Genomic DNA, 20,384 nt, shown 5'->3' with positions numbered 1-20,384 from the left:
ATATTGAGTATAGATTGTGGTTGCCTGCTAACAGTCTGTCTTATTTCACTTATCCTATTTCGTCGTTATGTCATGGCCGTAGGGCTTAAACTGAAATAATAGAAAAAGAGAATGCAGATGTCTCAACAGATCGTAGTGAGCGGTGTGGGTGTTTGGCACCCCGAAAGCAGTATTTCAAATCAGGAACTAGTAGACAGTTATAACGCCTATGTTGATATGTTCAACGAACAACATAAAGCGGAAATAGAAGCTCAGCAGGTTACTGCAAAACCTTACTCTAGTGCTGAGTTTATTGAAAAGGCTTCAGGGATAAAAAGCCGATATATTTACCAAAAAGAAGGCGCGCTCGACATTACGCGCATGAAGCCAAAAATTGAGGCTCGCGAAGATGAAGTGCTATCTCATCAAGCTGAAATTGCGGTAGAAGCAGCTAAGTTAGCCTTAGCATCTGCAAATAAAACAGCTCAAGATGTTGACGCTGTCATTGTTTCTTGTGCTTATACCCAGCGTGCTTACCCAGCTATTGCGATTGAAGTGCAAGAAGCGCTAGGCATTGAAGGCTTTGGTTTCGACATGCTAGTGGCATGTTCTGCTGCCACGTTTGGTATGCACCGCGCTTATGAAATGCTAAGTGCTGGCAATGCCAAGTGTGTATTAGTGATTAACCCCGAGTTGGTGTCACCGCAGATAAACTATACCGACAGAGACAGTCACTTTATTTTTGGTGATGTAGCCACCGCCACGGTGTTAGAAACTGCCGCCACAGTGAGCAGTCAACATAGTTACGATGTACTAAGTACAAATGCGGTAACTAAGTTTTCGAACACGATTCGTTCTAACTTTGGTTATGTTACTCGTGCAGAAGATGTAGACCCTTACGGCGCCGATAAACTTTTCCATCAAGCAGGACGTAAAGTATTTAAAGAAGTGTGCCCAATGGCTGCTAGTCATATAGAAAGCCACTTAAATAGACATGAGCTGACGGCAACGGATGTAAGACGTTGGTGGTTGCATCAAGCAAATATCAACATGAATACGCTTATTATCAAGCGCTTGTTAGGTCGCGATGCTACTGCTGATGAAGCGCCTATAGTGTTGGATGAATACGCAAATACGGCGTCAGCTGGCTCGGTTATTGCCTTCGGTTTAAACCACGAAGACTTGGTGACCGGTGATGTAGGTGTTTTATGTTCCTTTGGAGCAGGTTATTCAATTGGTTCATTATTGCTGAAAAAACGCTAATTCATTAGCTTAGGCAGGCAGCGAAACTAGGCTGCCTGCACCACTTAATAAAACCAGAACCTCAAAAATAATAAAAAGCTGGGTGAGAAAAAAAGGATGATTTCAGATATAGGCTATGCCCTTAACAGTTTGGCTTACTTGCTGTTAATGCTATTACTTTTTGCAGTACGAAAGCCTGGGTTAGCCAATCATTTGCTGGTACTGGCCACAGCGACTACGCTGTTTTGGTCTACCAGTATGATTACTGTGTTGTTTGGCCCTATTAGCCTTTCTTGGTTGCTCACAATCGATGCGCTCAGGCAGGTGGCTTGGTTGCTGTTTCTCGCTGGATGTCTGAAAGATAATTTTACCAACCTGTTTGATGTGCTGCGCCGTCCAACAACCCTTTTCATTTTATTGCCCGGTTGCATAGCCTTAGTGCTTCCTCATGTATTGTGGATTGACGCTTCTTGGCGTTACTTGATGCTGATTATTTTAGCGCTTGAAGTACTGATATTGTTGGAAGTTATATATCGTCAAGCGGATGCCGACCAATGGGCATATAAACCGTTAATTTTGTATCTAGGCGCTACCCACCTTTTCGATTTTGTAACCTACGCGAATGCCACCATGGTGAACCAGGTTGAGGTTAGTTATATTGCCGCTCGGGGTTATATTTATTTCCTGCTTATCCCATTTTTAATCATTGCCATTCGACGTATAAAGCACTGGGGCGTCGATATTTTTATTTCCAGAGATGTCGTACTGCATAGTTCGTTATTGTTGGTGGCGGGCGCCTACCTCTTCATTATGGCTATCATTGGGTATGCTATTAGTTATGTAGGTGGAAGTTGGGGGGCCATGGTGCAAACCATACTGGTGGTGCTGTCTTTAGCGCTATTGGTAACCGTTTTTCTGTCTAATTCGTTTAGAACAAAGTGTAAGGTTTTTATCACCAAACATTTTTTTGCCAACCAGTTTGACTACCGTGTAGAGTGGATAAAGTTAACCAAAACACTTTCTAGTTCTATGGATGTACCCAATACTGTCCATGAGAGTGCATTACGAGGCATATTGGAAGCTATCGAGTATGATTCTGGTAAGTTATATAAACGGGTTAACAATGATTTTGAACAGTTGGCGCAAGTAAACCCTCTAGCGACCACTGAAGAAGACGCAACGATAATTCGTGATTTAACCGAGTACTGTAAGTCGAATACTTGGTTGGTAGATGTTCATGAATACCGGGCGAAGCCTTTTCATTATAAAGGCTTACAAATTGACGGAGAGGCTTTGAAAGCCTGGGGTTACCAGCTGTATCTGCCATTTTATAAAAATGACGAAATTTGGGGGTTTGCTGTACTAGCAGCAGGGGACAAAGAGCGGCTAAGTTTAAACTGGGAAGTAAGAGATTATTTAAACGCTATCACCGAGCAGGTGAGTATGTTTGTTTTCCATCACGAGGCGTCAAAGCTGGTAGCAGAAAACGCACAATTCGCTGCGTTTAATAGAATGTCTGCGTTTGTTGTACACGATTTAAAAAACGTGATGGCGCAAGTTGATTTAATTCTTGCGAACGCACAGCAACATAAACATAACCCAGAGTTTATTGAAGATACGTTCGAAACATTAAAACATACGAAAGCCCGTATGGATAAAATGTTGAAACAGTTAACCGATAAGAAAGTGAACGACGATGGGGCGCATACCTCATGTTTGTTATCGCACATCATTACTGATGTAGTGGAAAACCGATGTATGGGTCTATTCCCCACTCCAAAAGTTCATTGCAGTAGTGAAGAAAAAGTTTTAATTGATAAAGAAAAAGTCGCAAATGTTTTCTATCACCTAATAAGCAATGCACAGCAGGCAACGGAAGATAGTGGCGTTATAGATATTGTATTTACTCACGACCCCCAAAACCATATACAGTACGTAATGATTGAAGATTCGGGGACGGGCATGGATCAAGAATTTATTGAAAATCGGTTGTTTAAACCTTTCGATACAACGAAAGGTAATGCCGGAATGGGTATTGGTGCTTATGATGCAAAAACGTACATTGAATCTATTGGTGGTAAGATAAGCGTTCAAAGTGAACCAGGGAAAGGAAGTTGTTTTACGCTAGCCTTCACGCTCAGTTGAGCAAGGCAGAGATGCGTTTACAACCAACCTATGTTGATACGGACGAAGTAACACAGGAACAGACTAATGACTGATACCGTTTTAGTGGTAGATGACGATTTAGGTATTCAAAAGCAATTAAAGTGGAGTTTAACCGACTACGATGTAGTTTTTGCTGACGATCATACGTCGGCAATTGCACAATTGCGTAGGTACGAGCCTAAAGTAGTCACGTTAGACTTAGGCTTACCGCCAGACCCAGCTAACGCATCAGAAGGTTTAAGAATTCTACAGGATATTATTTCCTTAGCGCCTAGAACCAAAGTCATTGTGGTAACGGGCAATAACGATAAAGAAAATGCGCTGAAGGCGATAAATTTTGGTGCCTACGATTTTTACCAGAAACCTATCGATTCCGACACTATAAAGCTACTTGTATTCCGTGCCCTTAACTTGGCCAAGTTAGAGTTAGAAAACAGTATATTAACCAAAGTGCGCTCTGGAATGAGCCGTATTATTGGTAATAGTGAGTCTATTCAAACAGTAGTACGCAAAGCTGAAAAAATAGCGAATACTGATGTAAGTACCCTGTTGCTTGGGGAAAGTGGTACCGGTAAAGAGGTGTTTGCGCGCAGTATTCACGAACACAGCCCTCGCAAAGACAAGCCATTCGTAGCCATTAACTGTGCGTCTATTCCAGAAAACCTGCTAGAAAGTGAGCTCTTCGGTTATGAGAAAGGGGCGTTTACTGGGGCAAATAAAACCACCATTGGAAAAATTGAAACCGCACAAGGTGGCACCCTGTTTCTTGATGAAATTGGTGACATGCCCATTGGCTTACAAGCTAAAATGCTTCGTTTCCTGCAAGAACGTATAATAGAGCGAGTGGGTGGGCGCGCCGAAATCCCTGTGGATATTCGGGTTATTTGTGCTACTCATAGAGACTTGCAGGCCATGGTAGCCGACGAACGTTTTAGGGAAGATTTATATTACCGTATTGGCGAGATCCCAATCATGATCCCGCCGCTACGAGATAGAGATCAAGATATCATCTTGTTAGCGCGAACTTTCCTTAATATTTATCGCGAAGAGTTTAATGCTAAAGCAAAGAGCTTCTCTGAGTCTGCGATTAATTCCATGTTGGCCCATAAATGGCCTGGTAATATTCGAGAGATGCAAAACAAGCTGAAGTCAGCCGTTATTATGGCTGAGGGCACGGTAATACAGCCTGACGACTTAGGTTTATTTGCGGTTGATGGCAGCGGAGAGTCGGAGACGTTAAATCTTCGGGAAGTACGAGAGGTTGCCGAAAGTAGGGCTATTCGTAGAGCCTATCATCAAGCAGATAAAAATATGTCGAAGACAGCTGAGCTATTGGGTGTCACCCGGCCTACCTTATACTCGCTTATCGATAAGTACCACTTGGATGATTTGAAGAGCTCGTCGTAGTAGGTAACTAGCCATAAGGCTGTTGCCTGACACTGCTAATTATTACGGGATGTGAAACTGGCTATGATGCTTAGCCAATAGATCATGCCCGTAAAAAGCGACATGCAATGCAATATTGCCATGTTGATCGCTGGTATAAATAGGTGTTGAGCACGCGTTACAGAAAAACTGTTTCTGGTTTGGCGACAACTGTAATTCGCCTAGAGTAGAAGGCGCACAATCTATCACTAAATGTTTGCGCGCTTCTGCAATGGTTAAGTGAAGCGTGTCGCCACAAGATAAGGTTTCTACATCTAATTCATCTTCGCTACATTCAGACAATTCATATTGTACTGCCTGACAGTGGCATCTACCTTTGTACATAATGTACGCTCCTACTCTTCGGGCCAATGAATACTCGACAGTGTGTTAAACGAGGTGGATATGTAAGACTGTTTAAAATGAAATTTCTTATCTAGCGGGGTTTGTTGTGCATCGCCAACATGGGCTCTATTCGTATCAATTACCCCAATCCAACCATTTCGGCCAGACATCTTAGTGGCATAAAGGCAGTAATCTACCACCGCAAACGTACTCTTCCAGCTTTCTTCAAACGACAAATGTTCAACTGGAGGAAGGATACTAAAGCCAATACTACAGGTAACTCGAAGCGACTTATCACCATCAATGTGAAACACGTTTTCACTTACGGCAGTACGACACCGTTCGGCAAGTTGAGGAAGGTCATCTCGCATTGAATGGCGGCATATGACTAAAAACTCTTCGCCACCCCAGCGTATCAGCAAATCAGTTTGTCTAAATACATCCCGCAGTACATCAGCAAATTGACTCAGCACTTTATCGCCAGCTAAGTGGCCATGTTCGTCATTAATACGCTTGAAATGATCGATATCGACCAAGAAGCAGAGTAAATCTTGATTACGCTCGTTGTTGCCCTGCTGGTGTTTGTTGGCATGGGAGCTACGCTTAAGTTCACCTGGTAATTGGGACTCTAGATAATGGCGGTTATACAACCCGGTTAATGAGTCATGTAGGCTGACTTGCTCAAGGGTTTTATAGGCGGTTTCTAATTCGGAGTTCTTTTGCTCTAGCTCTTTGGTACGCTGCTTAACTTCGCGGCGAAGCCTAATGTTTTGCTGGCGCTGTGTTAGGCGGCTCCAAACAAGAAAAAGAGTTAACAAACCTGCTATTAGGGTGCTCCAAAATAGCGTGGTGCGAAGGTTGGTTTGTTCGGCTTCCGCCAAGGCTAGTTGTTTGGTTTTTTGCAGCACTTGAATGGACTGCGCTTGCCGTTCAATTTCTATCCCTGCCTGTAACTGCGCAATAGCTACTTCGCTTCCAGAACTAAGTACTTCTTCTTTTATACTTTGTAATACAGATTGAATATCTAATGCGCGCTTAAATTCACCTTTCGCAGCCAACGCTTTGACCTGAATGGAAAGAAAATCCATTTGGCTACGTAAATCTGTGCTCTGTCTGGCATCAATAATGCCATTTTTAGCATACGCTAATGCATCGTCAAACTGCTGTAAGGACAACATGGCATTAGCAAGAGCAAGGCGAGATTGTTGAAGCAGTTTTTTACGGCCGGTGGATTTAGCAAAAGCAAGAGAACCCTCTAGCAGCGCTAGTCCTTCTTGTGTTTCACCGGTTTTCACCAACGCTTCGCCTAACCATGCTTGAGTAGTGGATATTTCGCTCGTAATGCCTTGCGCTTTTAGCAGGCTTATTGCTTGTTTTAAGGTTTTCGAAGCTTCAGTTGTTTTACCTTCAAGTAGTAACAGTGCACCAAACTTACCCAATGTTTCAGCTTCAAGCGCTTTATCGTTATTGGATTTAGCGATTTGCAGTGCATCTTGATAGTAAGTGTTGGCTTCTGAAAGCTGACCTAATGTAACAAAGATATCGCCGATGGTTGCAAGGCCTTCTGCAGTACTCTTAGTATCTCGCTGCGCTCTGAAGAGGTTTAATGCTTTTTTTAAGGTATAAAGGGCTGCTTGAACTTGACCTTGCGCCATTTGAACCAGTCCAAGTTCCATCTGAATTTTAGCATTCAATGAAACAATGTTTTGCGTTTGCGCAATAGATTGTGCCCGGCGCAGGTAGCCAATTGATTGGTCGTAGTTGCCTAGAAAACGTTGCGCCGTTCCAAGGTGGTGTAGGGTGTTTGCCATTTCAACAAGCTGGCCGTGTCGAGTATAACCATCTAATGCAACATACAGTGCATCGTTCGCTACATTGAACCTAGATGCATTTTGAAGCAGTACGCCCACGTCGAAAAAGGTGCTTGCCGATAAAATACCGTATTGGTGGGCTTGTTCGATTGCCAATAAAGTGTGGCGCTCAGCATCTTCAACAGCCCCAGTTTGTAAAAATTTTTGAACCGTTTCAGTGAGCGTGCTAGAGGAGGTTTCTGCGCTCGCAGAATAACTCACCAACGTCCAAAGTAGCGAAAAAATGACAATGCTGTTGGCAAAAAGCCGAGCCGACTGTCTAGGCATTATAGAAGTTTCCTTACGACTATGCATGGGTTGAGCTCCTTCTGATAAACAAGAAGAAGAACGGAGGTTTTCCGAGCAAATCTGTAGCACCAATTAACGTTGGGAGAGTAAATTTCTAGCCCTACTATTATGGTGAATAACCTAAAGAAGTAACGTATTTCACGTTAGACTAAAGTATAGATTTCACGGAGAGTACCTTTTCCTATCGGCTTTTACACTTTTAATAGGTTGATTTACCTATATTTGCGTTTTTATCCCGCGAATTATTTAAGATTTCGCAGTTTAATTTAACTATCAGGCGGCTCATCTGTGCCTAATTTAGTGAAAAGAATAATTAAGCTTGTTGTTTTTTTAAACATGAATATTAGTCTTAACGCATGCAAACTTATACCTTTATGCGTTTAAGCAGAACCGAGGCTGTTCTTTTTTCATGAATTTCTCTATTCTAGCAACTTCATTCAACAGCGCGTAGCGAGAACACCATGTCAGAAAGCCGCTTTATTTCAAAAGAAGGTCAGCAAGTACCTTCTGTTTCCATTCCTGTTCGCGATGGCGAAACGTGGGCAACCAAAACTACTGAAGAATTGTTTAGTAACAAGACAGTAGTGGTTTTTTCACTTCCAGGCGCATTCACGCCGACATGTTCATCTACCCACTTGCCACGTTACAACGCGCTTGCGAAGGTATTCAAACAACATGGTGTTGACGACATTCTTTGTATTTCAGTAAACGATACGTTTGTTATGAACGCATGGGCTGCAGATCAAGAAGCCGAGAACGTTACTGTTATACCTGATGGCAACGGTGAATTTACCGATGGTATGGGATTGCTAGTAGATAAAGCAGACCTAGGCTTTGGAAAGCGCAGCTGGCGTTATTCTATGTTGGTTAAAAACGGCACAGTAGAAAAAATGTTTATCGAGCCTGATGTACCAGGCGACCCATTTGAAGTATCAGATGCGGATACTATGCTAGCCTATATAGCACCTGGGGCTGAGAAAAAGGCACCTGTGTCTGTTTTTACCAAGCCTAATTGCCCGTTCTGTTCCAAAGCGAAAGCATTACTTACTGAAAAAGGGTATGACTTCGAGGAAATTGTACTAGGTAAAGATGCATCATTGACCAGCTTAACCGCCGTTACTGGGCGCGAAACCGTTCCTCAAGTATTTATAGGCGGCAAGCATATTGGTGGTTCAGACGACCTAGCGTTGTATTTCAACTAACGATAAACATGCCTAGTTGGTGATGTAGAGCTAATTCACATCCCGCATAGCCAATGTTTAAAGCCATTCTGATCATAGTAAGGCCATTATTTAATGGCCTTATTTTGTTACTATTAGTCAAACGTAATGCCTTTGGAGAATATACGTGCATTCAAAGTTTGCTTTAGCAAAACTATCCATATTACCTGTTGTATTATTTTCTGTACTAGCGAGTGCGTTGCTGGTAAGTACTGCAAATGCCGCAAATACAAGCGTGCCAGAAACGCAAAGTACGCAAGCACGGTTTGCTGAGTTTTATTCCCAAGAGTGGGGTGGAACACAGCGATGTAAGTCTTCGAAATTGCATCGCTACACGGTGTGTGCCAACTTACTTCGCAACGAAGGCAATGCGCCTTTTATGCTTCAACACGATACGCCTTCGAAAAAAGTGGCCGTATTAATACACGGACTCAGTGACTCTCCCTTCTTTATGCGCGAAATTGCGAATATTCTATTTAATGAAGGGTACGATGTTATTGTTCCTTTATTACCTGGGCACGGTTTACGTGATGCCGATGGCGCTATGGCCGATAGCGATTTAGCCGAGCGTTGGCAAGCCCACGTCGATGACGTTATTGCCTTAGCCGATGACATGGGCGACACCTTAATTGTGGGTGGCTTCTCTACGGGAGGGGCATTAGCGGTAGACCAATATTTGGATGCATCCGATAACATCGACGGCCTTATGCTATTTTCTGGCGCCTTAGCGTTATCAGAAAACGCCGAGAGTATGTCACGTATATGGGGCATTAAGTGGGTAGCTAAACTTGTTGATGGCAGTTATATCACCCATGGCCCTAATCCATTTAAGTACCCTAATGTTGCAGGTTTTGCAGGGTTAGAATTAATGGATATCATCGATAAAATCCGCGATGACTTTGAAAACGGTAAACGTATTGAAATACCGCTTTTTGCCGCGCATTCCCAAGCAGATGCCACGACCCCCATTCATGGTGTAGAACATGTGATGGAAAACAGCGCGGGGCCGAATACGTTTTTCGTTATTGATGCATCTTATGAACTATGCCACGCCGATCTAGTGGTAAACACGACCATGCTGCATGATATAAAGTTTAATAAGGTTATGGTGAATGAAGAGGAAGAATGTGCCGTACCAAAAGCCAATCCCTTATTTTCCACCATGTCATTAATGCTAAAATCGTATATTCAACAGTTCTAGCGTTTTACAGCGCTAGCAAATGCGATTAAGCTTTAGTTTATGAGAGACGAATTGAAAATGCGGCGACGTGGTTATGTCGTTATGCTGATTATGGCTATTTCTTTGGTGACTAAATTGTCGCCAGGAATGGCCATGCCTATGCAAATGCAGCATTCAGTTGTCCTCGACATAGCTTCCATGGAAGATGAGCAAAACAGTGCAAGTGACTGCCATTCAAGTAGTCACTCTCAACCCCTTGCTGAACATGTAAGTTCTATGCAAAAAAATGCTGTAGATAACAACGCTGTAGAGAGCAACGCTGTAGAGAAAGACGCTATACAGAATAACGCAGCTGACTCTTGCTGTGGCACCCAGTGTCAGTGCCCTGCAGGCATGTGCGCCAACATCTATGCGTTGTTAAACAATGAAATGCCAGTAACTCATGTAACTTCGACGTCTTTGATTACTTTTGTACACCCCCAAGCCCCTCATACCATTTTTAGCGGCCAGTTTCGCCCTCCAAAATTCGCTTTCGCAGGATAATTGTATCTAGCGGGGGCTAATAGCACCCATGTGTTTCGTTAAATCCCCTTAAAAAATGGGGGAGGCTCAATGTGGTTTTCTCATGGTTAATTTTAATGTAGGTTCAGTCTCAATTGCGTTTATACCTGTTCATTCTAAACGTGCTCATTCTATACATGCTGGGTGTAAGACGGCTCGTGCTCGGCATATTATTACGTGTATAGGCATTTTACTCTTTTGTGTGGGGTTTCAGTCTTGTGCTACAGCGCTTAGCTTAAAGGATGCGCAGCAACGTGCGCTAATCCACGATCCTTACTTCAAGGGCAGTGAACTGCAAGAAGCGGCTTTTATGCACGATAGCGAAGCGGCAGATAGTTGGGATAACCCGACAATCACAACGACCCTTCAAAGTGTGCCTACAGACGGTTTCTCTCTTAATCAAGAACCCATGACACAATTGAAAGTGGGCATTCAACAAGCCATGCCAAGGGGGCGTTCTGATGAAATAGCCCGCAATATTGCCATCGAGCAAGCCGGAAAAGAACCCATAGAGCGGGCAGCAAGACGAGCCTGGTTAATGCGAGAAGTATCGATGGACTGGCTTACTTGGTATCAAGCTGAACAAACCGTTGTGCTATTACGGCAGGAATCTCAGAATCTTTCACGACTGCTTGAGATTGTTCAATCGTCTTATCAAAGCGGGATGGGGGATACTCAGCAACACGATATTATCAAGATTCGACTTGAGCGCTTGCGGTTAGAAGATACACATTTGCAAGAGCAGCAAAACGCATCGATAGCGTTAGCGCAGCTCTCGAGGTGGTTCGATTTACCAAGAGAGTCTAATTTTAGCGTGCCTAATACGTTAAAACCCAAGGATGTTTTTCCTTTCAAATTGTCATTGGGGAGACAGGTTAAACAAAGTGAGCTATTTGATGTTATCAGCGCCCATCCTTTCGTTCAGTTGCTTGCCCAAGATGAGCATATAGCAACTAAAAAGCTCACTCTCGCGAAAGAGCAAACCAAACCTAAATGGGCGTTTGAAGCTAGCTATGGCTATCGGCAAGATGCGCAAAACGGAATGAGCCAAGCCGACTTCATTAGTGTGGGTGTCCAAGTAGATTTACCTTTGTTTAGCACCAAGAGGCAAGATGCTAATGTATCGGCATCGGCTGCTCGATTAGGAGCAACGGCCACCCAGCGTAGATTGGAAGTTCGAAGATTGGCTGCCTTAGCTGAGGCAAAAGAAGCTGAACTTGCAAGTTTAATAGCCAGGCAGAAACTGTTTGATACGACTTTGATAGCACAAACCCAAGATCTCGCTGAATCAGCATTGAATGCGTACATGCAAGATCAAGGGCAATTTGATGATGTAATCCGTGCCCGAATTTTTACTATAAAAGCGCAACTAGACGCCCTTAAGCTTCACGTTGATATAGCAAAAACCTTAACTGAACTTGCATACCTGTATTACCCATTAGTTCATGGAGAGGTCAACCTTGAACAACTCTCTGTTGAACACTCCGTTGAAGACACCCACCTTTTTACTCCAACACAGAATAAATTCGAACCTGTTGATGTATATGAAAAATACGGTTTATCTCTCCCCCGAGATAAAGTGGACACCCACACTTCAAACCACTTGTTGGGCACTGAAGAAAGTGATGAAGGAACATCTAACACTCTGTTGAAAACAAGCTATAGACACACACATTCAGAAAATGTTGGACACCCACAAACAGCAGCAGATTTAGCTCCAACTAACGAAACTAAAGAAACTAAAGTGGACACCCACACAATACACACATTAGCGAGCAATCTGGACACCCACACAATCAGTATCTTAGGAGTAACAAAATAATGAAATCACTATTCATACTTTTTGTTGGGTTAATCGGTGGCGCCGCAGCCGTGTTCCTGTGGAGTTCAAGCATGATGAACGAGCACTTTGCGCAAAGTGTAACTAGAAGTAATGCTGACAGTCGAGGTGACACCCAGCCTCTGTATTGGGTAGCGCCTATGGATGACAGTTACCGGCGAGACAAACCAGGTAAGTCGCCAATGGGCATGGATTTAGTACCAGTTTATGGTGAAAGCCGTGACGGAAATAACAGTGACGATGGCAATTTGGGCGAAGTGTCTATTTTGCCTCAAGTTCAACAAAATATGGGGGTTAAGTTCACGACGGTTAAGCGAGGTAAGCTCGATTTAACCTTTAACACCGTGGGAAATGTTTCTTATAACGAAGATTACTTAGTGCACATTCATCCTAGAGTAGAAGGTTGGATAGATACTTTGTATATCAAAACGGAAGGTGAGGCGGTAAGCAAAGGGCAAAAGTTGTATACGCTATATTCACCTGCTCTAGTGACTGCGCAGGAGGAATTCGTAATAGCACTAAAGCGGGGAGATACACACTTAGCCGCAGGCGCTAAACAACGACTTAAAGCACTGCATTTATCAGATGAATTTATAACTGAGCTTGAAAAAAAACGTGAAGTCGCTCAAACCGTTACTTTCTTCGCGCCACAAAACGGTGTGGTTGAGCATTTAGGTGTTCGAGAAGGTTATTACGTTCAACCAGGCACTACAGTGCTCAGTATTGCAGGTTTAGATAGCGTATGGATTGAAGCCCGTGTATTTGAGCACGATGTGCCGAACGTAGCTCTAGGTCAACAGGTAGACATTAATTTTGACTATCTGCCTAGTAAGGCATTTAGTGGAAAAGTAGATTTTATCTACCCAGTACTTAATGCCGAAACACGAACCTTAAAGGTGAGGATAACCTTGGCTAATGACAAGGGTGAAATAAAACCCAATATGTTTGCCAGTGTCACTTTCTCGAAGCAAACCGAACAGCCTGTGCTTTATGTGCCCTATCAAAGTGTGATTCAAACTTCGTCTGATTTTCACGCCATAGCTCAGCCACAAGTCCCAGCTCAGTCACAAGCTCAGCCAAAATCCTCAGCTAACGACAAGGGGCAACATCGAGTGGTTGTTAAGCTTGATAATAGCTTTAAATCTATTGCCGTAGATATTGGGCGTAAATCGGGTGCATTCATCGAGGTAACAAAGGGTTTAAAAGAGGGGGACAAAGTAGTGGTGTCGGCGCAGTTTTTGATTGATTCAGAATCGTCTAAAACCTCGGATTTCAAACGTATGCAGAGCTATACCGAGTATCAAACGTTGGGGCATGAGAAGGGGGCTCATTACAAAGCAGAGCATGCCGAAGCCGGACATGACAAAGCAGAGCATGGCATGTCTAAACATAACATGCCTGCGGATCATAAATCTGCACACCAAATGCCTATGAACTCCGACGCTGAAAACTCCAAGGACATGCGCCAGAACGACATGCACAAGAAAGACATGCACCACGAGGGCATGCATCATGATTGAAGCCATAATACGCTGGTCAGTGACGAATCGGATATTGGTGCTACTGGGTGCTTTGTTTATTTCAATAGGTGGGGTGATAGCGGTAAAACACACGCCTATCGACGCTATACCGGATTTATCCGACGTACAGGTGATAGTCAAAACCAGTTATGCAGGGCAATCGCCACAAGTGGTGGAAGACCAAGTAACCTATCCGCTCACTACAGCCTTAATGTCGGTGCCGGGGGCAACAACAGTTCGAGGTTTTTCATTTTTTGGTGATTCCTATGTATACGTCATTTTTGATGATAGTACAGACATGTATTGGGCTCGCAGCCGAGTGCTGGAATACTTAAGCCAAATTACGTTGCCTGATGGCGTAGTACCAAAGCTAGGGCCAGATGCAACAGGGGTAGGTTGGGTGTACATGTATGCCCTTGTTGATGAGTTGAATAATCATGACGCTGGCGAATTACGGGCGCTGCAAGATTGGTTCTTGAAATACGAATTACAAAGTGTGCAAGGGGTGTCGGAAGTTGCTTCTGTGGGCGGTATGGTTAAACAATATTTATTGCAACTTAATCCACAAAAGTTGCAGGCTTATAACGTGCCATTAAGTCATATTGAAACAGCTCTAGCGCGAGGGAACAATGCAACTGGAGCCTCAGTGATTGAAATGGCTGAAGCTGAGTATATGGTGACGTCTTCGTCTTATCTTTCGAACACCGACGACATCGCTAGCATTCCCTTGGGTACGGCCCATAATGGCGTAGCCTTAACGATAGGTCAGGTAGCGACAGTGGTTGAAGCCCCGCTTATGCGAAGAGGCATCGCAGAGCTAAACGGAAATGGTGAAGTAGTCGGTGGTATTGTGGTGATGCGCTACGGCGAGAATGCTAAGGCAACAATCGATAAGGTAAAAGCGCGTCTTAAAACGTTAAAAGCCAGTTTACCTGAGGGCGTAAACATAGTGTCTGTGTACGACCGCTCTACGCTTATTGATAATGCAGTGGAAACCCTATGGAGCAAGCTTGTTGAAGAACTGCTTGTCGTGGGGGCAGTATGCTTGGTGTTTCTTTTTCATGTGCGCTCATCACTGGTTGCCATAATCACTTTGCCCATTGGCATATTAATGGCTTTTATTGTAATGAAATTCCAAGGTCTAAACGCAAATATTATGTCTTTGGGGGGTATTGCAATTGCCATTGGTGCCATGGTGGATGGCGCTATTGTGTTGGTTGAAAATCTGCACAAGCATATTGAGCAGGCCAAAGCGCAAGGAAAGCCTGTAGGTGGAGAGGCGCGTTGGGCGCTGGTGGTGAAGTCGGCTACCGAAGTGGGCCCTGCATTGTTCTTTTCATTATTGATAATTACAGTGTCTTTTATTCCTGTTTTCACCTTGGAAGCTCAAGAGGGGCGAATGTTTGCCCCTCTCGCCTTTACGAAAACTTATGCCATGGCCGCCGCTGCTGCATTGGCAATAACATTAGTGCCCGTGTTAGCAGGGTATTTTGTTAGAGGTAATCTTAAAGCTGAACATCGCAACCCGTTAAACAGTGCAATCTCTAAATGGTATGTCAAAGCGCTAACGACTTCGCTGAATCACCCTCGAAAGGTGCTGTTCAGCGCCTTAGTTGCTTTAGCTTCTGTAGCATGGCCAATGCAAAATATCGGCAGTGAGTTCATGCCAGCCTTAGATGAAGGCGACTTGCTTTACATGCCCACTACTTATCCCGGTATATCAGTGGGCAAGGCTAGAGAGTTGTTACAACAAACCGATAAGCTAATTTCCACCATACCTGAAGTGCAAAGTGTATTTGGGAAAGTAGGCAGGGCAGATACGGCCACCGACCCCGCTCCTTTAACTATGATAGAAACCTTTGTGCAATTAAAGCCAAAATCGCAATGGCGTGCAGGCATGACGACATCAAAACTAAAGGAAATCTTAAACCGCAAGGTGCAATTCCCTGGCGTATCTAATGCGTGGGTTATGCCGATTAAAACCCGTATCGACATGCTTGCTACCGGTATCAAAACGCCGGTGGGTATCAAAATAGCAGGCCCCGAGTTGATTGGTATTCAACAAGTGGGTAAACAGATAGAAACTGCGTTACAAAACTCTGGGAATACCGCTTCGGTATTTGCAGAGAAAGTAGCAAGTGGGCGCTATATCACTATTGATATTAATCTTGAAAAGGCTGCCCGATACGGGCTCAACATTGCGGATATCCAACAGGTGATTAATACGGCGATAGGCGGTCGCACTCTGGGGAAAACAGTAGAGGGTAGGCAGCGATTTCCTATTAGCATGCGGTATCCACAGCACTACAGGGATTCCCCAGAAGCGCTTAGGCAACTACCGATCATATTAACAAGCGGCGCTAATATTGCGTTAGGTGATGTAGCTATCATTGCCGTTGATGATGGTCCTGCTGCAATAAAAAGCGAAAATGCTCGTTTAAACGGCTGGGTATTTATTGATATTGAAAATGGCGACCTTGGTAGTTATGTAGAAAGTGCCAAACAGCATATTGCCAATACCGTGACATTGCCGGCAGGGTATTCATTAACCTGGGCTGGGCAGTTTGAATACCTAGAAAGGGCCAAAGCGCGGCTCAGTGTAGTGGTGCCGTTAACCTTAGCGGTGATCGTGTTACTGCTGTATTTAAGTTTCAGGCGAATTACTGACGTTGCGCTTATTATGGCTACCTTGCCGTTAGCATTGATTGGAAGCTATTGGTTGTTGTACGCGCTGAAGTTTAATTTTTCGGTGGCCGTTGGTGTGGGACTTATCGCCTTGGCGGGAGTGGCTGTTGAAATAGGCGTTATTATGCTGGTTTACTTACATCAAGCGGTTGTAGGGTTTGCTAGCAATTCATATGCAACTACGAACACCCAAACCGTTGAACAGCAACTTAAACAGGCTATTGTTGAAGGTGCTACTAGACGAGTGCGGCCAGTAATGATGACGGCACTTTCAATCATCATTGGTTTAATGCCGGTGTTGTATGCAACAGGCACAGGTGCTGAAATTATGCGGCGTATTGCTGCACCTATGGTGGGCGGCATGGCCAGTGCGCTCGTGCTGACACTCCTTGTGTTACCCACTATGTTTTACTTGGTACAGGTACGTCAGTTAAATCGGAATTAGTATTAGGGCAGGGTTAGTTTAAAACTAGACCGAAGTAATCTTATAGGGAAAGGTTAAGTCTGAGATAAAAAATGAAAAAACAGAAACAGGTTCATGAGTACAGACCTATAAGCAAAAGCCCATAGGTACATAAAGAAAGGGCAGTTAGACGATGCTAACTGCCCTTCATTTTTCTACAAATTGCTTCGTAACCGCCTTTAAAACTAACGTTCAAAGCATCTGGAATTAACGCTCAGCGAATAAAAATCAATGCTTACTAGCGTACTCTTCTACTTGCGTCCATACACGTAACAAATTCCCGCTCAGAATTTTTTCAATATCTGTACGGCTGTATTTTCTATCTAGCAAGCCCTGAACAAGGTTAGGGAAGCTAGCGACATCTTTTAAACCAATAGGTAGCGAATCACCTACACCGTCGTAATCAGAACCAATGCCCACATGATCAATACCAACCAGCTCTACAACATGGTCAATATGATCAAGCACTTCATCAAGGGTTGAATACGGGTAAGCAACTTCTTTGCGGTAATTTGCTTCGAAATTTTCGAGTTTAGGGCTATCTTCACCTTCAGCTTCAATCACTGCCTTGCGAGCTTGAGTAAGCCCAGCGCGCCACTTGCCCGCTTCTTTTGTCACAAAGCTTGAACCGAAGTTAATCATGATAACGCCGCCGTTATCGCCCAGCGCTTTTACCATTTCATCATTCATATTACGCTCGAAACCTGGCGTGAAGCGGCGAAGCGAAGAGTGAGATGCAATAACAGGCACCTTAGTCAATTCAATCACTTGATAAAAAGCATCGTCAGAAACGTGCGAAATATCCAGCATAATACCGATGTTGTTCATTTCAGTAACTAATGTTTTACCAAAAGGGCTTAAGCCTTTCCATTGCCGGCGTAAATCGTAAGATGAATCTGAGATATGGTTCGACTGACTGTGCGCTAACGTAATGTAGCGAATGCCACGCTCGTAAAAGGTTTCTAAGTTTGCTAAATCACCTTGAATAGGCGAACCATTTTCCATACCTAAAGGCAAAGAGATAATGCCTTTTTCAAATTGTGCTTTTACATCAGATGGGCTTTTTGCAATGGCAAATTTATCAGGAGCACGAGCAACAATGGCTTCTACAGAATCGATAAGAAGATGCGCAAGTTGGGTAGACTCTGGAGAATTATCTAAACTCGCTGGCACATAAATAGACATAAAGGGCGCATTCAAGCCGCCTTTTACTGCACGAGGATAATCAAAGTCGCCATCTTCAGTGGCTTTTGTCACATCTACCCAAGCATTTTTTACGCGATAAGGCACATCAATGTGACCATCAACAATAATAGTTTCTTGAGCAATTTTTACCGCTTTTTCACCGGCAGTGTAAGCAGGAGTATCGGCAGCAATTGCCGACGCGCAAAGTAGAGTGAAAATTGCGAGTGCACAAGATTTTAGCGGGAAGAAGCCTTTCATTTTAGTTTTTCCTTATCATTGTTGTAATACAAAAGACTAAAAGAAAAGCTGCTTAGCTACAATGCCCCACAGTGGCATAATATCTTATTTATGCTGTTTTCGATTTTTAGCGGGGTTAATTTGGCTAAATTGTGTATTTTTAGAGCGGTTGCTACCATTCACTTTAATTTTACATTGCAATAAAAATTTAAAACTTGTTATTGTGTTGGCGCGTGACTTCATAACGCGAATGCGGGATACTCCCGAGCGCGTCGCCGAAAAGGATGAGAGTGAGTTCATCCACGCGGCCTACATAATTTTTCGTGGCACCCCTCACTTCTCAGTTAATTTATAGGGGCCACAGTAAACAAGTATGAGAACGAAAATGGCTATTAATTTTGTACCGCTAGATAAAGAAAAACACAAAGACTTGAAAGTCGCGGTTAGCAATACCTTTAAATTTGCGAAAGATACGCACCTTGCAGCAGCTACTATTCGTGAGTTTGCTCAATTAGCAGCAACTATGCCGCTAGTATTTATTGAAGATACTAACGCTAAGCGCCACCACGTTGTTGCAATGCTTGGTATGGAACAGAACAAAAACCTGTTTCTTACTGGCGACAAGTGGCAGGGTCCGCATGTACCAATGAACATTCTTCGTTACCCTTTTGATGTTCGCCCTGATGGTGAAAAGTTAGGTGTATACATTGATGAGAACAGCGAATTAATCGGTGATGAAGGCCAGCCTTTATTTACTGATGCTGGTGAGCCAACGGAATTCTTGCAAAACCGTCAGCAATTTTTAGCTGACCTTGCAAACAGCGAAATGATGACTCAGCGTTTTGTTCAACAGGTTGTAGAACTTGATTTGCTAGACCCAATTCAAATTCGTCTTACATACCAAAGCGGTCAGCAACGTAACGTTACTGGCATGCTAAACATCAACGAAAAGAAAGTACTTGAGTTGCCAGAAGAGAAAGTGACTGAGCTACACAAGTCAGGTTTTTTAGGCGCTATGTACGCAGTAATGATGTCAGCAGGTCAATTGAACCGCTTAGTTGAGCTATCAAACGGCACAGACAACCCAATTCGCAACATGCAATTGACAGTTGTTAAGCCTGAAGATGCACAAGCTGAAGCGCCAAGCGCATAAGCTTAATCGCCATCTATGGTGATTGATAACTATTAAATTGATAATTATTGAATAAAAGGCCGATACAAGGAAACGCGTATCGGCTTTTTTGTATCTATTCGCTAAATTCAGAGGGACTTTTTCTTACGCGTTTAATACAAAATATGAAGAGACATGCGAGAGTAATATATAGCGCAGATATTGTAATAGTTTCTGTATGTACCGACTCAATAGACACTTTTACATTAGCGATAAAAAAATTGATTAAACCATGCAATGCAGAAATACAAAGCGCCAAACTTTTCTTCTGGCTGGTCCAAAAATAAACGAAAAACCATAATAGGCCGAAGTGAATTAAAATGCGAGTAAATGCGCTAGTGGCTAACAGGTACAGGCCGGACGTTGAATAGTATTGCACCGCAGGAATTTGGGCTAACCATAATTCAAGATGTTCCCTGACTTCGGGGTTTTGCGAGAACTGGTTTAAGTACAGTATTGTACTGATGATAGGTTCTAAAAATATCTGCCAGTTTTCCAACATAGAAATAAACAGAGCAAATGGCCACAAGATATTATTAGTAAAACCATTGGTTTTTAATTGGTTCAACGTGAGCGGATGGCTGCAGTAAAATAAAACGCAAAAGCCTTTTAGGCATTCTTCAAAGACGCCGCGAAAAAAAAACGCTTTTATATTGCCAGCTTCCAAAACAGATACTGCTGAAGTCCTTAAAGGGCTAATGATAAGAACCAGAAAGAAAAACAATGCGATAATCCAAAACGCGATCATCCCTGTTTTTCTAGTTTGATGGATGATAGCCCTGAAGCATAGCACTGTGGTGGCTAATAGTGATGTTGATAGTAATATAACACTCAGCAGGGCAATCATTTTCACTTACCTTATAAGCGATTATAGGGGGCGTTAATTCTGCTGCTGTAGTTTAGTTTTAAATTCAAATTGTAACTAAAGACATCGGAGCTAATCTCAAAAAATCCTACGTTGAAATTACAGCAGCTAATTGTAAGGCCGCCTGCAACGCTTTCTACT

Annotated in this window: 14 protein-coding genes; 10 read left to right on the top strand and 4 right to left on the bottom strand. The window is 43.3% G+C overall.

Translation table 11 applies throughout. The features are described 5' to 3' along the window. Positions 1–117: 117 nt before the first annotated feature. The 3 genes from Q4561_RS14810 (at position 118) to prsR (ending at position 4,794) form a co-directional block, all read left to right on the top strand. Entirely contained in the window at positions 118–1,242 is a 1,125-nt protein-coding gene (locus tag Q4561_RS14810) for a beta-ketoacyl-ACP synthase III (protein ID WP_303461587.1), read from the top strand. 96 nt (positions 1,243–1,338) lie between these two features. Further along, positions 1,339–3,366, top strand: coding sequence for an XrtA/PEP-CTERM system histidine kinase PrsK (gene prsK, locus Q4561_RS14805; protein ID WP_303461585.1), 2,028 nt, complete (start codon positions 1,339–1,341; stop codon positions 3,364–3,366). A 66-nt stretch (positions 3,367–3,432) separates the two neighbouring features. Next, positions 3,433–4,794, top strand: coding sequence for a PEP-CTERM-box response regulator transcription factor (gene prsR / locus Q4561_RS14800; protein WP_303461583.1), 1,362 nt, complete (start codon positions 3,433–3,435; stop codon positions 4,792–4,794). A gap of 42 nt (positions 4,795–4,836) precedes the next feature. On the opposite strand, the gene Q4561_RS14795 is transcribed toward prsR, so the two are convergent. Together Q4561_RS14795 and Q4561_RS14790 are read right to left on the bottom strand one after the other, a co-directional pair. Further along, positions 4,837–5,157, bottom strand: a complete 321-nt coding sequence (locus Q4561_RS14795; protein ID WP_303461581.1) for an ADP-ribosylglycohydrolase — start codon at positions 5,155–5,157, stop codon at positions 4,837–4,839. 11 nt (positions 5,158–5,168) lie between these two features. Next, the gene (locus Q4561_RS14790) at positions 5,169–7,322 is read right to left on the bottom strand and encodes a GGDEF domain-containing protein (protein WP_303461579.1); all 2,154 of its coding nucleotides are present in this window, start codon (positions 7,320–7,322) and stop codon (positions 5,169–5,171) included. A gap of 455 nt (positions 7,323–7,777) precedes the next feature. Here Q4561_RS14790 and Q4561_RS14785 point away from each other — a divergent pair, with 455 nt between their 5' ends. The 6 genes from Q4561_RS14785 to Q4561_RS14760 all read left to right on the top strand — a co-directional run bounded on the left by Q4561_RS14785 (position 7,778) and on the right by Q4561_RS14760 (position 16,767). Further along, complete coding sequence (locus Q4561_RS14785) at positions 7,778–8,518, top strand: glutathione peroxidase (RefSeq protein ID WP_303461578.1); 741 nt, start codon at positions 7,778–7,780, stop codon at positions 8,516–8,518. A gap of 145 nt (positions 8,519–8,663) precedes the next feature. After that, the gene (locus Q4561_RS14780; RefSeq protein ID WP_303461576.1) at positions 8,664–9,737 is read left to right on the top strand and encodes a carboxylesterase; all 1,074 of its coding nucleotides are present in this window, start codon (positions 8,664–8,666) and stop codon (positions 9,735–9,737) included. Positions 9,738–9,776: 39 nt separating this feature from the next. Beyond that, positions 9,777–10,259 (top strand): hypothetical protein, encoded by a 483-nt coding sequence (locus tag Q4561_RS14775; RefSeq protein WP_303461574.1) that lies wholly within the window; start codon positions 9,777–9,779, stop codon positions 10,257–10,259. Between the two features lie 82 nt (positions 10,260–10,341). Then, a complete protein-coding gene (locus tag Q4561_RS14770; protein WP_303461572.1) occupies positions 10,342–12,099 on the top strand; it encodes a TolC family protein in 1,758 nt (585 codons plus the stop codon). Then, a complete protein-coding gene (locus Q4561_RS14765) occupies positions 12,099–13,637 on the top strand; it encodes an efflux RND transporter periplasmic adaptor subunit (protein ID WP_303461570.1) in 1,539 nt (512 codons plus the stop codon). The genes Q4561_RS14770 and Q4561_RS14765 overlap by 1 nt, the downstream gene beginning before the upstream one ends. After that, entirely contained in the window at positions 13,630–16,767 is a 3,138-nt protein-coding gene (locus Q4561_RS14760) for an efflux RND transporter permease subunit (RefSeq protein ID WP_303461569.1), read from the top strand. The genes Q4561_RS14765 and Q4561_RS14760 overlap by 8 nt, the downstream gene beginning before the upstream one ends. A 246-nt stretch (positions 16,768–17,013) precedes the next feature. On the opposite strand, the gene Q4561_RS14755 is transcribed toward Q4561_RS14760, so the two are convergent. Next, positions 17,014–18,228, bottom strand: coding sequence for a dipeptidase (locus Q4561_RS14755; RefSeq protein WP_303461567.1), 1,215 nt, complete (start codon positions 18,226–18,228; stop codon positions 17,014–17,016). Positions 18,229–18,592: 364 nt separating this feature from the next. Between Q4561_RS14755 and Q4561_RS14750 the strand changes: the two genes are divergently transcribed. Then, complete coding sequence (locus tag Q4561_RS14750) at positions 18,593–19,360, top strand: SapC family protein (RefSeq protein WP_303461566.1); 768 nt, start codon at positions 18,593–18,595, stop codon at positions 19,358–19,360. A gap of 94 nt (positions 19,361–19,454) precedes the next feature. Here the strand turns inward: Q4561_RS14750 and Q4561_RS14745 are convergent, their stop codons facing one another. Beyond that, positions 19,455–20,225 (bottom strand): hypothetical protein, encoded by a 771-nt coding sequence (locus Q4561_RS14745; protein WP_303461564.1) that lies wholly within the window; start codon positions 20,223–20,225, stop codon positions 19,455–19,457. Positions 20,226–20,384: the final 159 nt, after the last annotated feature.

Origin of the sequence: Alteromonas sp. 1_MG-2023 (assembly GCF_030547075.1) — a bacterium.
In the GTDB taxonomy this organism is placed as follows: Bacteria; Pseudomonadota; Gammaproteobacteria; order Enterobacterales; family Alteromonadaceae; genus Alteromonas.
The sequence above is the reverse complement of the archived record's forward strand: the minus strand, read 5'-3'. Positions and strand labels throughout refer to the sequence as shown.

What these genes read in the sequence shown, in the direction of transcription:
- Q4561_RS14810 (WP_303461587.1), top strand. Translation starts at nt 118, where the DNA reads ATGTCTCAACAGATCGTAGTGAGCGGTGTGGGTGTTTGGCACCCCGAA.
- prsK (WP_303461585.1), top strand. Translation starts at nt 1,339, where the DNA reads ATGATTTCAGATATAGGCTATGCCCTTAACAGTTTGGCTTACTTGCTG.
- prsR (WP_303461583.1), top strand. Translation starts at nt 3,433, where the DNA reads ATGACTGATACCGTTTTAGTGGTAGATGACGATTTAGGTATTCAAAAG.
- Q4561_RS14795 (WP_303461581.1), bottom strand. Translation starts at nt 5,157, where the DNA reads ATGTACAAAGGTAGATGCCACTGTCAGGCAGTACAATATGAATTGTCT.
- Q4561_RS14790 (WP_303461579.1), bottom strand. Translation starts at nt 7,322, where the DNA reads ATGCATAGTCGTAAGGAAACTTCTATAATGCCTAGACAGTCGGCTCGG.
- Q4561_RS14785 (WP_303461578.1), top strand. Translation starts at nt 7,778, where the DNA reads ATGTCAGAAAGCCGCTTTATTTCAAAAGAAGGTCAGCAAGTACCTTCT.
- Q4561_RS14775 (WP_303461574.1), top strand. Translation starts at nt 9,777, where the DNA reads ATGAGAGACGAATTGAAAATGCGGCGACGTGGTTATGTCGTTATGCTG.
- Q4561_RS14770 (WP_303461572.1), top strand. Translation starts at nt 10,342, where the DNA reads ATGGTTAATTTTAATGTAGGTTCAGTCTCAATTGCGTTTATACCTGTT.
- Q4561_RS14765 (WP_303461570.1), top strand. Translation starts at nt 12,099, where the DNA reads ATGAAATCACTATTCATACTTTTTGTTGGGTTAATCGGTGGCGCCGCA.
- Q4561_RS14760 (WP_303461569.1), top strand. Translation starts at nt 13,630, where the DNA reads ATGATTGAAGCCATAATACGCTGGTCAGTGACGAATCGGATATTGGTG.
- Q4561_RS14755 (WP_303461567.1), bottom strand. Translation starts at nt 18,228, where the DNA reads ATGAAAGGCTTCTTCCCGCTAAAATCTTGTGCACTCGCAATTTTCACT.
- Q4561_RS14750 (WP_303461566.1), top strand. Translation starts at nt 18,593, where the DNA reads ATGGCTATTAATTTTGTACCGCTAGATAAAGAAAAACACAAAGACTTG.
- Q4561_RS14745 (WP_303461564.1), bottom strand. Translation starts at nt 20,225, where the DNA reads ATGATTGCCCTGCTGAGTGTTATATTACTATCAACATCACTATTAGCC.